Below are 12,931 nucleotides of genomic sequence, written 5' to 3' on the forward strand. Positions count from 1 at the left end.
CAGCCCGGCCGGTACGGGCGTCACGGCCCGGCCGGTGCGGGCGTCACAGGTGGGTGATCTCCAGCTCCCCGTCCGCGTACCGGCGGCGCAGTACCTTCTTGTCGAACTTGCCCACACTCGTCTTCGGCACCGACTCGACAGTGGTCCAGCGCTCGGGGAGCTGCCAGCGGGCGATCCGGGCCTCCTCCGCGAGGAAGGTGCGCAGGGCCTGGAAGTCGGCGCGCGCGCCGGGCCGCAGGACGACCGTGGCCAGCGGGCGCTCGCCCCACTTCTCGTCGGGTACGGCGACCACGGCGGCCTCGGCGACGTCCGGGTGGGACATCAGCGCGTTCTCCAGCTCGACCGAGGAGATCCACTCGCCGCCGGACTTGATGACGTCCTTGGCACGGTCGGTGAGGGTGAGATAACCGTCGGGGCTGATGGTGCCGACGTCACCGGTCTTCAGCCAGCCGTCCGCGCTGAACTTGTCGCGGGGGCGCAGGGGTTCGGCGTCGGGGCCGTTGTAGTAGGCGCCGGCGATCCAGGCGCCGCGGACCTCCAGCTCGCCCGCCGACGCGCCGTCCCAGGGCAGCCGGGCGCCGTCGGGGCCGGTGAGGCGGGCCTCGACGCCGGCCGGGAAGCGGCCCTGGGTGACTCGGTAGCGGAACTCCTCCTCGGTGCCCACGGCGTGGGCCGGCGGGCGGGCCACCGTACCCAGCGGGGAGGTCTCCGTCATGCCCCAGGCGTGGCAGACCCGCATGCCCAGCTTGTCGAAGGCCGTCATCAGGGACGGCGGGCAGGCGGCGCCGCCGATGGTGACCTGGGTGAGGGACGAGACGTCCCGGGGGCGCGCGGTGAGTTCGTCGAGCAGGCCCTGCCAGATGGTCGGGACGGCCGCCGCGTGGGTGGGCCGTTCGGACTCGATCATCCCGGCGAGCGGGACCGGCTGGAGGAAGCGGTCCGGCATCAGCAGGTTCACGCCGGTCATGAAGGTGGCGTGCGGCAGCCCCCAGGCGTTCACATGAAACTGCGGGACTACCACCAGGGAGGTGTCCTGGTCGGTCAGGCCCATCGACTGGGCCATGTTGACCTGCATGGAGTGCAGGTAGATCGAACGGTGGCTGTAGACCACGCCCTTGGGGTCGCCGGTGGTACCGGAGGTGTAGCACATGGCGGCGGCCTGGCGTTCGTCCAGCTCGGGCCAGTCGTAGTGGTCGGGCCGGCCGGCGATCAGCTCCTCGTAGTCGTGCACCCGGGCGGCGGCGCCGGCCAGCGGGGCGCGGTCACCGGGGCCGGAGACGACGATGTGCTCGACCGTCGGCAGCCGCGGCAGCAGCGGCGCGAGCAGCGGGATCAGCGAACCGTTGACGAGGACGACCTTGTCGGCCGCGTGGTTGACGATCCACACCAGTTGCTCGGCGGGCAGCCGCAGATTGAGCGTGTGCAGCACCGCGCCCATGGACGGCACGGCGAAGTACGCCTCGGTGTGCTCGGCGTTGTTCCACATGAGGGTGGCGATCCGGTCGTCGCCGGTCACGCCCAGCTCGTCCCGCAGGGCGTACGCCAGCCGGGCGGCGCGGGCCCCGATCTCCGCGAAGGTGCGCCGGTGCGGCTCGGCCCGGCCGGTCCAGGTGGTCACCCGCGACGCTCCGTGGACCGTGGACCCATGGGTCAGGATCCTCGAGATCAGCAGCGGTACGTCCTGCATGGTGCTCAGCACGGAGTCCTCCCGGGCGACATTGCCTACGCGGTGGTAGAGGTTGCGCTGATTCTGCGCACATACCACGCGGTATGTCACTAGGGGGTGGGTCACGCTCCGGTCACCGCGGACCCCGGGCACCGCAGGCGGGGGCGGGGGCGGTTCGGCGGGGGCGGTTCGGCGGGGGCGGTTCGGCGGCCGGGGGAGGTTCAGCGGGCCGGGCGGTCGGCGGGCGGGGCGGGGGCGGTTCAGCGGGCCGGGGCCAGTTCCGGGTCCTCGCGGAGCTTGCTCAGGGCCCGGGAGACCGCCGACTTGACCGTGCCCACCGACACCCCGAGCAGCTCGGCGGTCTGTGCCTCGCTCAGATCCTCGTAGTACCTGAGGACCACCATCGCCCGCTGGCGCGCCGGGAGCCGCAGGATCGCCCGCCACATCGCGTCGCGCAGCCCCTGCCGCTCGGCCGGGTCGTCACCGCAGGGCAGGGGCTCGGGCTCGGGCAGTTCCTCGCAGGCGAACTCGTCCACCCGGCGCTTGCGCCACTGGGAGGTACGGGTGTTCACCAGCGCCCGGCGCACATAGCCGTCCAGCGCCCGCTGGTCCTCGATCCGCTCCCAGGCGACATAGGTCTTGGCCAGCGCGGTCTGCAGCAGGTCCTCGGCGTCGCTCGGGTTCGCGGTCAGCGAGCGCGCGGTGCGCAGCAGGACCGGCTGGCGGGCCCGCACGTACGCCGCGAACGTCGGATAGAGGGGGGTCTGCCGCCTGGGTGCGGCGGCGGCCGAGGCGCTGGTGCAGACGGGTGTGGTCATGGCTCCACGCTAGGAGCGGGGTACCCCTCCGAGTATCGGCCGCAGGTCCTGAAGGCGAGTCCCCCTCAGGTTGTAGGGGTAGGGCTGCCTCCACCTCCTGAAGGTGGAGCAGGGGCCGCCCGGTCTACGGGTACGACCCTGAGGGCTACCCGGGTACGGCCCCGAGGACCCACGGGCTACGACCGGACTACGACCCCGCGACCCCCATGGGCGCGACCCCGAGTACCCGGCGGTACGACCCGTAGACCCGGGTTCAAGGACGCTCCCCCAGCCGCCGTATCGCCGCCGCGATGCCGCTCCTGCCGTACGGGCCGCCTCGCCGGGCCGCCCCCCATGGACGTATCCAAGTCGGCGGACACGGCTGCGCGGCGGCACCGGAGCACCGCCGCGCAGCCGTGTCACGACCCTGAAGCACACCCCACGAGACCCCTCCCCACGAAGGGCCTCAGCCGGGGCTCACCCCCACAGGGGGGTGATGTCGACGGACTCGTTGTCGTTGCCCTGCTGGACGGCGGACCACGCCGACCGGCTGACCTGCATGTAGTACCTCCAGAACCGAGCAGTGAACGACGTCGCGCAACCAGAGTTGCCCAGCGATCACCGGTGAACCACTTCGGAAGCCACGATTCGCACTCAAGCGTGATGACAAGTCGATAAACCCCCTGTCGGCATCTTCAGCCGTTCACCACCCGAGGCAGCCCCGACACGACTGTCCGCCCCCTCCGCCACCACAAGGGGTGAATCGTTCCGGCACATATCCGGCCGCTTCCCCGCCACCGACGCCGTCACCGACGCCCTCATCGAGCCCGCCCTTCCCTTCCTCGAACACATGTACGACGATAGACCCATGGCCATCCCCGACCGGCAGGCCACGACCCTGGCCCTGGCACACGCCCTGTCCGCCGCCGAGCGCGGCCTGGCCGTCATCCCCCTGTCCCGGACGAAGCTCCCGGCCCTGCGCTCACCCCACCGCGACGAACCGGAACCGGCGGGACCGCCCTGCCACGGCGCCTGCGGCCGCTTCGGCCACGGCGTGTACGACGCCTCCGCCGACCCCGGGCACGTCCGCGCCCTGTTCGCCGCCGCACCCTGGGCCACCGGCTACGGCATCGCCTGCGGACTGCCGCCGTACCACCTGATCGGCGTCGACCTGGACACCAAGTCCGGCACGGACTCCTCGGCCGCCCTGCGCGAACTGGCCCTGCGCCACCTGTTCACGGTCCCGGAGACGGTCGTCGTCCTCACCCCGAGCGGAGGCCACCACCTGTGGCTGACCGGCCCGCCGGACACCGTGGTCCCCAACTCGGCCGGCCGGCTCGCCCCCGGCATCGACATCCGGGGCGCCGGCGGCTACCTGGTCGGCCCCGGCTCCCGCACCGACCACGGCGTCTACACCACCGCCCCCGGCACCGCCCGCCTGCCCCCGGCCCCCTGCCCGCCGGCCCTGCTCCGTCTCCTGGTCCCCCCGCCCCGGCCCCGCCGCCCGGCACCGACCGCCCCCGGGGACGACGGCCACGGGGACGACGGCCACGGCCTGGTCCACTTCGTCCTCGGCGCGCACGAGGGCCGGCGCAACACCCGCCTGTTCTGGGCGGCCTGCCGCGCCTACGAGAACGGCATCGGCCCCGCCCTCGCGGACGCCCTGACCGAGGCGGCCCGTACGACGGGCCTGTCCGAGCGCGAGGCCCGCGCGACGATCGCCTCGGCGGCCCGCGTGACCGGGCACCGGGCCCCCTGAGCGACGGCTCCGGCCCGCTGGGCAGGCGCGGCGGCCCGAACCCTCTTACGATCCGAACGTGACGGACATACCGGATGAACTGATCAGGCTGGAACGCACCGCCGAGGAGGAACGCGCCCGCCTGGCGGGCCTGACCGGCGAGGCGTACGACGAGCAGCGGCGCCGCTTCTGCGCGGCCTCGGACGCGGTGCACGAGGCGATCGCCACCCGCGCCGAGGCGACGGGCGCCGACCGCCGCGAGGTCGAACAGGCGGTACGCCGCGCGGTACGGCAGTCCCAGGAGGACCCGGCGGTGGAGTAGCGGGCGGCCGGGTCAGCCGGTGCCCCAGATGACGATGTCGAACATGGTGCGGTTCTCGCTGCCGCTGCCGCCCGAGCCCAGCTCGGTGAGCCGGAGCCGGGCGATGTTCCCGGCGCTGGTGCGTACGCACAGCACCGTGTTCTCGGTGAGCCGCTGCTTCGCGGTGCCTTCCGCGTCGACGGTGTCCGCGCACTCCTCGTAGCTCGGCAGACCGGTCCTGTGTCCGGACCAGAGAGAGATCACGGTGCCGTTCCACCCCTCGATCTCGTCACCGGGCAGCAGGTACACGTCTCCCTCGGGGGAATAGCCGGCACCGACGGGGTGCTCGGCGTCGAGGTCCTTGGGCTCGTCGCCGAGCAGCAAGGAACCCCGCCAGCGTTCGCTTCCCGCGGCGCTCGGGGACCTGTGGTCCGTCACGGGCGCCTCGGCCTCCTCCGACGGTGCGGCGGAGGGGGGCATCGACGTGGGTGCCGCGGCGGAAACCGATGGGGTCGGCACGACAGGCGGGGCGGCTCCGTCCGCCTTCTCGTCACCGGAGGAGCCGAGCAGAGGCACCAGGACCGTGATGAGGGCGGCGAGGACCGTCGCCCCGGCAGCGATCCACGCCGCCTGCTGATGCCGGCTGAACCACCCTCCGCCCGCCCCACCGTCCGGGTCCGCCGGCGGCGAAGGCGGGACCGCGGGGGCCGACGGCGGATCGGCCGATGGCAAGGGCGGGACCACGGGCGCGGAAGGCGGGCCGGCCGACGGCAAGGGCGGGCCCGCGGGCGGTCGCGCACCCTCCGCCCGACTGCCGTCCTGGCCCGGCGTGTTCGCATCAGATCGATCATCGGCCACCGTGCTGAGCACCCCCGCTGCTGCCGCTGGTCCACGCGATTCGCGCAGAGGCTAGCAGCCGACGCGGGCCCTGTGCCCTGGGCCCGCGAAAGAAGAGCGTTGCTCCGCACTTCTCAGGTCAATGTTTATTGCAGGTATTGCCGCATCAGCGCGACATCGCGCTGATCCTTTTCGCGACGCACACCATTGGCCATGAATTTCATCTTCCACTCGAGCACCCACCGAAGAGGCATAAATCTAAAGCCTTCGATTATTTCAGCCTCAGGAATCAAACGATCCGCAGGGTGACCGAACCAGCTGTCCAGGATTTCGACAGCCCCGTCAAACAAGACAATATGCTGCGCGTACCCCAATGGAGCAGCCTTTGGATGACCCAACTCGAGCGCCTTACCCCAGGCCGCACCCCCCGCCACCACGTCGACATCTCCAATATCCCGCCTGAGACCGTGCGCGAACAAAGGACCACTTCCGGCAATCACGTAGTCATCCGCCGGAAGATTCAAAGACAACAATTGCCGAAAGAAAAGATGCTCGCGCACCATGCGGATCTCCTAGAGAGGCGATAGGCCCAGCGCCATCCTCGTAATACTGGATGCAGTAAGGGAAGCCGCCACACTCACCAATGTACCGATCAGGTAGTAATCCCCGATCAACTTGCCGCCTTCTCGGGCACCAGGGGCGCGTGCGAACGACTTCGCCGTAACCACTAGCGCCGCAGCCTCCGGGCTTCCTACAACCAGAAACGAATACAGAAGCAACCTTTCGATCCAACCAACGTGAGCCCCGACTTTGACAAATTCCTCGACATTGCTGGGAAGGTGTCCGGATGAGATTTTCGACCTAATATCCCGGACGAGTGGACCAACAGCCGAGCCAATAACGAACTGGAATCCGAAGACGGCCAACAGCAAGCCCGAAACGGTGATCATAAATCGATCATCACCGCGCACAACCGTCCGTAAATAATCCAAGGCCGCATGCCGCCCCGGATACAGCAGAACAAACGACGCCGCGACAGCGCCGACGGTTGCCAAATACCTTACCGGTGTCATATCAGGCACAGGAATCCGGCTCCAGTCCACGGAGGAGCCACTCCACGGCCTCATGAATATAGCCACACATACGGCAAGCAAAGTGAGACCGCCCAAGACGAGCCATACATCAGCATTACGGCTCTCTGGAAGTAAGACCAAAGCCCCATAGAGACCCGTGAAAGCGACTGCACATAGGGGCATCTTTTTGAACCAGCCCAAGCCTGCTGGCACCGTCAAGGCAGCAAGCATGCCTATCGACGTGCGGGCTAACTCCACAGGAAGTCCCTCCATCTGGCTATGCCGCTCGGGCCCCGCCTGCCTCCGAACTTCTGGCCACTCCCTGACCATCCGACAGACTAGCCGGTACTGACCGCGATCAAGGCACCACTGACTGTAGGAAGCTGGTCCGCACCGCGACAGGACCGGATCGCGGTGAGACAGGCGCCCATGCCAAAGGGGCGCCCCTCACCGAGGAGCGCCCCTTCTGACCTGCGTACTTACAACTTCCGCGGAGGCGGTGGGATTTGAACCCACGGTGACATCGCTGCCACGACGGTTTTCAAGACCGTTCCCTTCGGCCGCTCGGGCACACCTCCCCGCGCCGGCGGAGATCGACGGCGCGGGTACAGATTACCGGCCCGTCGGCCGCGGTGGGCCGCCCCGTCAGCTGTCGCCCTGGCGCGCCCCCAGTGTCAGGTCCACCGTGTGCTCCTGGCCGCCGCGCTTGTAGGTGATCGTGACCTTGTCGCCGGGCTCGTGGGTCCAGATCTCGCCGATCAGGGTGGGGCCGCTGTCGATCACGTGGTCGTCGAGCTTGGTGATGACGTCACCGGGCTTGAGGCCGGCCTTGTCCGCCGGACCGCCCGACTCGACCGCGGCGGCACCGCTCGCCCCCTGGTCGGTGATCTTCGCGCCGTCGGAGGAGTCCTCCAGGGAGACGGACGCGCCGATCTTGGCGTACACCGGCTTGCCGGTCTTGATCAGCTGCTGGGCGACGTACTTCGCCTGGTTGATCGGGATCGCGAAGCCCAGGCCGATCGAGCCGGACTGACCGGAGCCGAAGCCGCCGCTGCCCGTGGACTGGATCGCGGAGTTGATGCCGATGACCGCCCCGGAGGCGTCCAGCAGCGGGCCGCCGGAGTTGCCCGGGTTGATGGACGCGTCGGTCTGCAGGGCGCTCATGTAGGACGCCTTGCTGGAGGAGCTGCCGTCGCTGGAGGCCACCGGCCGGTCCTTGGCGCTGATGATGCCCGTCGTCACCGTGTTCGACAGGCCGAAGGGCGCGCCGATGGCGATGGTCTCGTCGCCGACGGCCACCTTGTCGGAGTCGCCGAGGGCGAGCGGCTTGAGGTCGGAGGGGGCGTTCTTGAGCTTGATGACCGCCACGTCGTAGCCCTGCGCGTGGCCGACGACCTCGGCGTCGAACTTCTTCCCGCTCGGGAAGGTGGCCGTGAGCCGGCCCCCGTCCACCGCGTCCGCGACCACGTGGTTGTTGGTGACGATGTGGCCCTGGGTGTCGAAGACGAAGCCGGTGCCGGTACCGCCCTCGCCGTCGCTGCTCTCGGCCTGGATCGTGACCGTGCTGGGCAGCGCCCTGGCGGCCACGTGGGCGATCGTCCCCGGCGCGCGCTTGACCTGCGTGGCGCTGTCGGAGGCGGAGACGGTGGTGGAGCCGCGGTCGTCCCGGTCCTTGGCCAGGGTGTAGCCGAGGCCGCCGCCCAGGCCGCCCGCGACCAGCGCGGCCACCAGGACCGCCGCCACCAGGCCGCCGCGTCCGCCGCGCGGCTTGGTCGCGGGCTGCTGCCAGGAGGCGCCCCAGCCGGTGCCCGGAGCCCCGGCACCGTGCGGGCCGCCGGCGTCGCCGCCGTAGGACGGACTGCCGCCGTAGGACGGACCGCCGCCATAGACACCTCCGTCGCCGTAGGACGGGGTGGCCGGGGGCGGGGGCGGCCAGGAGCCGTCGGGGGCCGGTCCGGCCGGGGCCGCGCCGTGGCCTGCCTGGGTGCCGTGGCCTGTCGGGGGTACGTCGTGCCCTTCCGGTGCCGCGCCGTGGCCCGCCCGGGCCGTGCCCTGGGCGGCCGGGGGCCGCTCGGCCGCGGGGGCGGCGGGCTGGGCCGCCGGGTTCTCCCGGGGTACGGGCGGCAGGGGTGCCGCCGGAGCGTTCCCCCCGGGCGCCGCGCCCTGCGGGGAAGCGTCGGGAGAGGCCACCGGCACGGGAGGTGCGGACGGCGCCGGGGGTACCGTGTTGCCCTCGTTCTCGGTGCTCACAGCTCTTCTCCTCGGTCCACGCCTGTTGTCGTCGTTCGCGCTGGTCTTGCGGTCAGCTTTTCCCACGGGCCGTCAGAGCACCATAAGCCGTGGCTGTGGGTCCGGCGGTCCTCTTTATATAGGATCTGTCGGGGCATTCACCGTAAAAGTTATATAAGCGGCCAGGGGCACCGCTCGTTCGCCGCCGGGAAGCCTCCATCCCGTCCCGTCCGCCCGGTGACGATGGCACCATGACGCGGTGACCCACGCACCACAGCGCTCCCTCCAGGTCGTCGCCCACCGGGGCGCCTCCGAAGACGCCCCCGAGCACACCCTCGCCGCCTACCGGAAGGCCATCGAGGACGGCGCCGACGCCCTGGAGTGCGACGTACGGCTGACCGCGGACGGCCATCTGGTATGCGTCCACGACCGGCGGGTGAACCGTACCTCCAACGGCCGCGGCGCGGTCTCCGCGCTGGAACTGGCCGACCTGGCCGCGCTCGACTTCGGCTCCTGGAAGAACCGCGAGGCCTGGCACGGGCGGGACGAGGAGCCCGACTGGGAACACCGGCCGGAGGACCGCGAGGCGACCTCCGTCCTCACCCTGGAGCGGCTGCTGGAGCTGGTAGCGGACGCCGGGCGGCGGGTGGAGCTGGCCATCGAGACCAAGCACCCCACGCGCTGGGCGGGCCAGGTCGAGGAGCGGCTGCTGGCCCTGCTGGACCGTTTCGGCCTGGCCGCGCCGGCCTCCGCCGCCGAGTCGCCGGTCCGGATCATGAGCTTCTCCGCCCGTTCGCTGCACCGGGTGCGCGCGGCGGCCCCGGCCCTGCCGACCGTCTACCTGATGCAGTTCGTCTCGCCCCGGCTGCGCGACGGCCGGCTCCCCGTGGGCGTGGGCATCGCGGGTCCCTCGATCCGCATCGTGCGCAACCACCCCGCCTATGTGGAACGGCTGCGGCGGGCCGGCCACCAGGTCCACGTGTGGACCGTGAACGAACCCGAGGACGTCGACCTCTGCGTCGAGCTGGGCGTCGACGCCATCATCACCAACCGCCCGCGTGCGGTGCTGCGCCGGCTGGGCCGCTGAGCGGCCGCCCCTGGCACCGGGAAACGGGGCACCGCCGGGCCCGTCACCGGGAGTGCACCGGCGCGCTCACCGCATGTCCACCCGTGTCGAATGCGTCACCGGAAGAGGACTGGCCGGTTTCCGGTCCAGGCCAAAAGGGCATCCACACCGTGGCGTGGGGCGAAGGAGGTCTCGGGGGTGGCGTTGGTGGTGGCACAGGAAGTGCCCACGTCGTCGAGCATGGCCGTACCCCATGGCCCTGCGGGCGTGGGGAAGGCGCGGCACCGGATGCGGGCGCAGCTGCGCAGCGGGGGTGTGGCGGAGTCGGTCATCGACGACGCCGTACTGATCCTCTCCGAACTGCTGAGCAATGCCTGCCGGCACGGGCGGCCGCTGGGGGACGCGGCGGCCGGGGACGGCGACGTCCGTGCCGCCTGGCGGGTCGACGCGCGCGGGCGGCTCCTCGTGGAGGTCACGGACGGCGGCGGCCCGACCCGCCCGGCACCGGCGACACCGTCGGTGACCGCGCACGGCGGACGCGGGCTGAACATCATCACGGCCCTCGCCGACGACTGGGGCGTCCGGGACGACGTCGAGGGCGAGGTGACGGTCTGGGTGCTGGTCCACGGGGACGTCCACGATCCCGATGCGGGCCGCTGCCACGACCCGTTCGCTACGCGCGTCACCCGGTCCGCGAGACGGAGGACACCGCTGACGGACCTGGCGCTGCCGGCCGTGACACCGGCCTCGGGAGTGGAGCTGCCGGCCGTGGCGGCGGCCCCCGGCAGGGAACTGGGCGTGGCGGCGGCCACGGAGGCAACGCTGCCGGGTGCGGCGGCTGGTGACGGGCCGTTGCCCCGTCGTCCCGCCGCGAACGGGACGTCGCCGGACGCGCCCGGCCCGGTCACGCCGTCGACGGACCTGCCGGAGGCCGCGCTGACGGGCATATCGGACACGAGACTGACGGGCAGGACCTCCCCGGACGTGCCCTTGTCCGGACTGACCGCCCCCGGGCTGACCGCCCCCGGACCGCCGCTGCCGGACCTGTCCGGCCTGGACTTCGCCGACGCGTTCGAGGACCTGGACTGACCGCGGACGGCGCGAGCGGCAGCGGACACGGGCAGACACCGACGCGCGCGCCGGCCGGCACGCACCGGCGAGCGGACGAAGGCACCGCGAGCGCACCCGGGAACTCGCCTCCCCCGGCCCCCCGTTCCCGCCCCATCCCTCGATCGCCCGTACGTTGTCCACAGGTTCCCGTCGCTCACGGCCCGAACGGCTAGGCTCCCGACGTACGAGAAGAGCCGTAACCGGGAGACACCCACCATGGCCAAGAAGCGACCCCAGACGAAGGCCAAGCCTCAGCCGATCGACGGGGAGATCCCGGTTGTCGGCGCCCGCGAACCCTGCCCCTGCGGCAGCGGCCGGCGCTACAAGGCCTGCCACGGCCGGGCCGCCGCGCACGCCGTGACCGAGCTGGTGCAGCGTCCGTTCGAGTCACTGCCCGGCGAGTGCGACTGGGTCGCGCTGCGCGAGCTGGTCCCGGCCGCGACGGCCGGACTGACCCTGCGGGACGGCCTGCCCGAGGGCGTGCCGTCGGTCACCCTCGCCACGGTGCTGCCGATGGCCTGGCCCGCGCTGCGCCGGGACGACGGCTCGGTCCTGCTCGGCCTGCAGAACGACACGGCGTCCGGTGACATCAGCCGCGACCTCGCCGACACCCTGCTGCGCGCCCTGGAGGCCGAGCCGGGCACCCCGGTGCAGGGCCGCCGCGCTCCCGCCGAGGGCCCGCGGCTGCAGGACCTGCTGGACCCGGAGGGCGTTTTCGAGCCGGTCGTGCACAGCGGTTTCGAGTTCTGGGTGCCGGACGCGGAGAACGCCGCCCCGGAGGTGGCCGCCTCCCTCGAGCGGGCCAACGCCGCCGCGATCCCGACCGTGCGGCTGTCCGGCGTGGACGCCGCGTACTGGTGCGAGACCCCGGAGAAGAACCACCTGCGCTGGGTGATGCCGCACCCGGAGGAGCAGCTTCTGGACGCTCTCGCGCGGCTGCACGCGCAGGGCCGCTCCAGCCTCGGCGAGGGCACCCGGCTCGTGGGCTCCTTCCGTGCTCACGGCCTCACCGTGCCGGTCTGGGACCTGCCGAGCGGCGTCTCGGCCAAGGACGTGGAGCGGCCGGCCGCCGAGTTCGCCGAGCGCCTCGCCGCCGCCCTCGCCGTCGCGGAACCGCTCACCCCGGAGGAGCGCCGGGCGCGCGGCGGACTGACCAACCGGCAGGTCACGCTCAGCTGACGCGCCGGACCCGGAGGGCACGGCCGGCCCGTCGGCAGGCCGTGCCGACGGACCGCGCAGAGGGTGACTCGTGTCACAACTCGGCGCTTCTCCCGGAAAATCGGTGTCCGAATCGGCAAGACCGAATTTGCGAACCGCCGATCTCTTGTTACCGTTCCTGTAGCCCGGTTGCTGGTGCATCCCCCGTCGCCAGCAACCGGGCCTTTCCATGCCCTGATCCGGGCGCGCGCCGCACCCGTGGCCGTGTCCGCGCCGGTGTACGGAGCGCGGCGCGGCGTCAACCGGCCGGTGTCCCTCAGGAGTTGCTGCCCGAGCGGAGGAGCAGCGCCCCGTCCCCACCGTGCGCGGCGAACTCGGTGACGGCCGTGCAGGCGTCCGGTACGCCGCGGACGCGCTCGCGCGGCGTCTCGCAGGTCGCGGGCTCGTCACCGGTGCCGGTGAGGCAGTGCGTCAGGACCGTCCGGCCGTCCGGTCCCATCAGGCTCAGCAGCGCGTCCAGCGGCCTGCCGGTGGCGTTGCGGTAGTAGGTGCGCGCCCAGGTGTCCTCGCCCTGGGTCAGCACACAGGTCTGCGCCTCCACGCCCTCCGGCGAGGTGAGCGCCGGGCCGCAGCGGACGGCGGTGGCGACACCGGCGCCGAGCGGGACGCGGGTGCGGCGGGCGCCGTGCGCGCCGGTCGTGGCGCCGGCCCGGGAAGCGGCCGGTACGACGCTCCGGCCGGCCTCGGCCGCCCGCCCGGCGGACGCCTCGCCCACCTGCCCCGCGGACGCCACGGTCAGCGGCAGCGCGGCCACGGCCGCCACGAGGGTCCCGAGGGCGAGCAGCCGCGGCCCGCGCGGGCGCCGCCCGCCGTGACGCGGCTGTGGGGCGCGGTGGCCGCCGGGATGACGCAGCATGCCCGGAAGATAACGAGCGGGCGGGCCCCGCCCGCCCCGG

11 protein-coding genes, 1 tRNA gene and 1 pseudogene are annotated in these 12,931 nt (G+C 72.1%); 5 read left to right on the forward strand and 8 right to left on the reverse strand.

What is annotated here, in order from left to right; all coding sequences use genetic code 11:
* Window positions 1-43: 43 nt before the first annotated feature.
* A complete protein-coding gene (locus AB0E62_RS03160) occupies window positions 44-1,699 on the reverse strand; it encodes a long-chain fatty acid--CoA ligase (protein ID WP_362187211.1) in 1,656 nt (551 codons plus the stop codon).
* Window positions 1,700-1,926: 227 nt separating this feature from the next.
* A complete protein-coding gene (locus AB0E62_RS03165) occupies window positions 1,927-2,484 on the reverse strand; it encodes a SigE family RNA polymerase sigma factor (protein WP_362187214.1) in 558 nt (185 codons plus the stop codon).
* An 847-nt stretch (window positions 2,485-3,331) separates the two neighbouring features.
* Between AB0E62_RS03165 and AB0E62_RS03170 the strand changes: the two genes are divergently transcribed.
* Together AB0E62_RS03170 and AB0E62_RS03175 are read left to right on the forward strand one after the other, a co-directional pair.
* Window positions 3,332-4,222, forward strand: a complete 891-nt coding sequence (locus tag AB0E62_RS03170) for a bifunctional DNA primase/polymerase (RefSeq protein WP_362187217.1) — start codon at window positions 3,332-3,334, stop codon at window positions 4,220-4,222.
* 58 nt (window positions 4,223-4,280) lie between these two features.
* Window positions 4,281-4,523, forward strand: coding sequence for a hypothetical protein (locus AB0E62_RS03175; protein ID WP_362187220.1), 243 nt, complete (start codon window positions 4,281-4,283; stop codon window positions 4,521-4,523).
* Window positions 4,524-4,535: 12 nt separating this feature from the next.
* On the opposite strand, the gene AB0E62_RS03180 is transcribed toward AB0E62_RS03175, so the two are convergent.
* The 5 genes from AB0E62_RS03180 to AB0E62_RS03200 form a co-directional block, all read right to left on the reverse strand.
* Entirely contained in the window at window positions 4,536-4,940 is a 405-nt protein-coding gene (locus tag AB0E62_RS03180) for a hypothetical protein (RefSeq protein ID WP_362187223.1), read from the reverse strand.
* Window positions 4,941-5,485: 545 nt separating this feature from the next.
* The gene (locus AB0E62_RS03185; RefSeq protein WP_362187225.1) at window positions 5,486-5,902 is read right to left on the reverse strand and encodes a hypothetical protein; all 417 of its coding nucleotides are present in this window, start codon (window positions 5,900-5,902) and stop codon (window positions 5,486-5,488) included.
* A gap of 9 nt (window positions 5,903-5,911) precedes the next feature.
* The gene (locus AB0E62_RS03190; RefSeq protein ID WP_362187228.1) at window positions 5,912-6,442 is read right to left on the reverse strand and encodes a hypothetical protein; all 531 of its coding nucleotides are present in this window, start codon (window positions 6,440-6,442) and stop codon (window positions 5,912-5,914) included.
* 461 nt (window positions 6,443-6,903) lie between these two features.
* Window positions 6,904-6,990: transfer RNA gene (locus AB0E62_RS03195), tRNA-Ser, on the reverse strand.
* A gap of 67 nt (window positions 6,991-7,057) precedes the next feature.
* Entirely contained in the window at window positions 7,058-8,662 is a 1,605-nt protein-coding gene (locus AB0E62_RS03200; RefSeq protein WP_362187231.1) for a trypsin-like peptidase domain-containing protein, read from the reverse strand.
* A gap of 238 nt (window positions 8,663-8,900) precedes the next feature.
* Between AB0E62_RS03200 and AB0E62_RS03205 the strand changes: the two genes are divergently transcribed.
* The 3 genes and pseudogenes from AB0E62_RS03205 (at window position 8,901) to AB0E62_RS03215 (ending at window position 11,996) form a co-directional block, all read left to right on the forward strand.
* Window positions 8,901-9,728 (forward strand): glycerophosphodiester phosphodiesterase, encoded by an 828-nt coding sequence (locus AB0E62_RS03205; RefSeq protein ID WP_362187234.1) that lies wholly within the window; start codon window positions 8,901-8,903, stop codon window positions 9,726-9,728.
* Window positions 9,729-9,818: 90 nt separating this feature from the next.
* Window positions 9,819-10,394, forward strand: a pseudogene (locus AB0E62_RS03210) (ATP-binding protein); the annotation flags it as partial.
* Between the two features lie 639 nt (window positions 10,395-11,033).
* On the forward strand, window positions 11,034-11,996 hold the full coding sequence (locus AB0E62_RS03215; RefSeq protein WP_362187237.1) for a DUF5926 family protein: 963 nt from the start codon (window positions 11,034-11,036) through the stop codon (window positions 11,994-11,996).
* A 295-nt stretch (window positions 11,997-12,291) separates the two neighbouring features.
* Here the strand turns inward: AB0E62_RS03215 and AB0E62_RS03220 are convergent, their stop codons facing one another.
* Window positions 12,292-12,891: a hypothetical protein gene (locus AB0E62_RS03220; RefSeq protein ID WP_362187240.1), complete on the reverse strand. Its 600-nt coding sequence runs from the start codon at window positions 12,889-12,891 to the stop codon at window positions 12,292-12,294.
* Window positions 12,892-12,931 lie beyond the last annotated feature (40 nt).

It is taken from the genome of Streptomyces sp. NPDC038707 (assembly GCF_040636485.1).
Taxonomy (GTDB): domain Bacteria; phylum Actinomycetota; class Actinomycetes; order Streptomycetales; family Streptomycetaceae; genus Streptomyces.

Coding starts and splice junctions, on each gene's coding strand:
- AB0E62_RS03215 (WP_362187237.1), top strand. CDS start 11,034: ATGGCCAAGAAGCGACCCCAGACGAAGGCCAAGCCTCAGCCGATCGAC.
- AB0E62_RS03220 (WP_362187240.1), bottom strand. CDS start 12,891: ATGCTGCGTCATCCCGGCGGCCACCGCGCCCCACAGCCGCGTCACGGC.
- AB0E62_RS03165 (WP_362187214.1), bottom strand. CDS start 2,484: ATGACCACACCCGTCTGCACCAGCGCCTCGGCCGCCGCCGCACCCAGG.
- AB0E62_RS03185 (WP_362187225.1), bottom strand. CDS start 5,902: ATGGTGCGCGAGCATCTTTTCTTTCGGCAATTGTTGTCTTTGAATCTT.
- AB0E62_RS03170 (WP_362187217.1), top strand. CDS start 3,332: ATGGCCATCCCCGACCGGCAGGCCACGACCCTGGCCCTGGCACACGCC.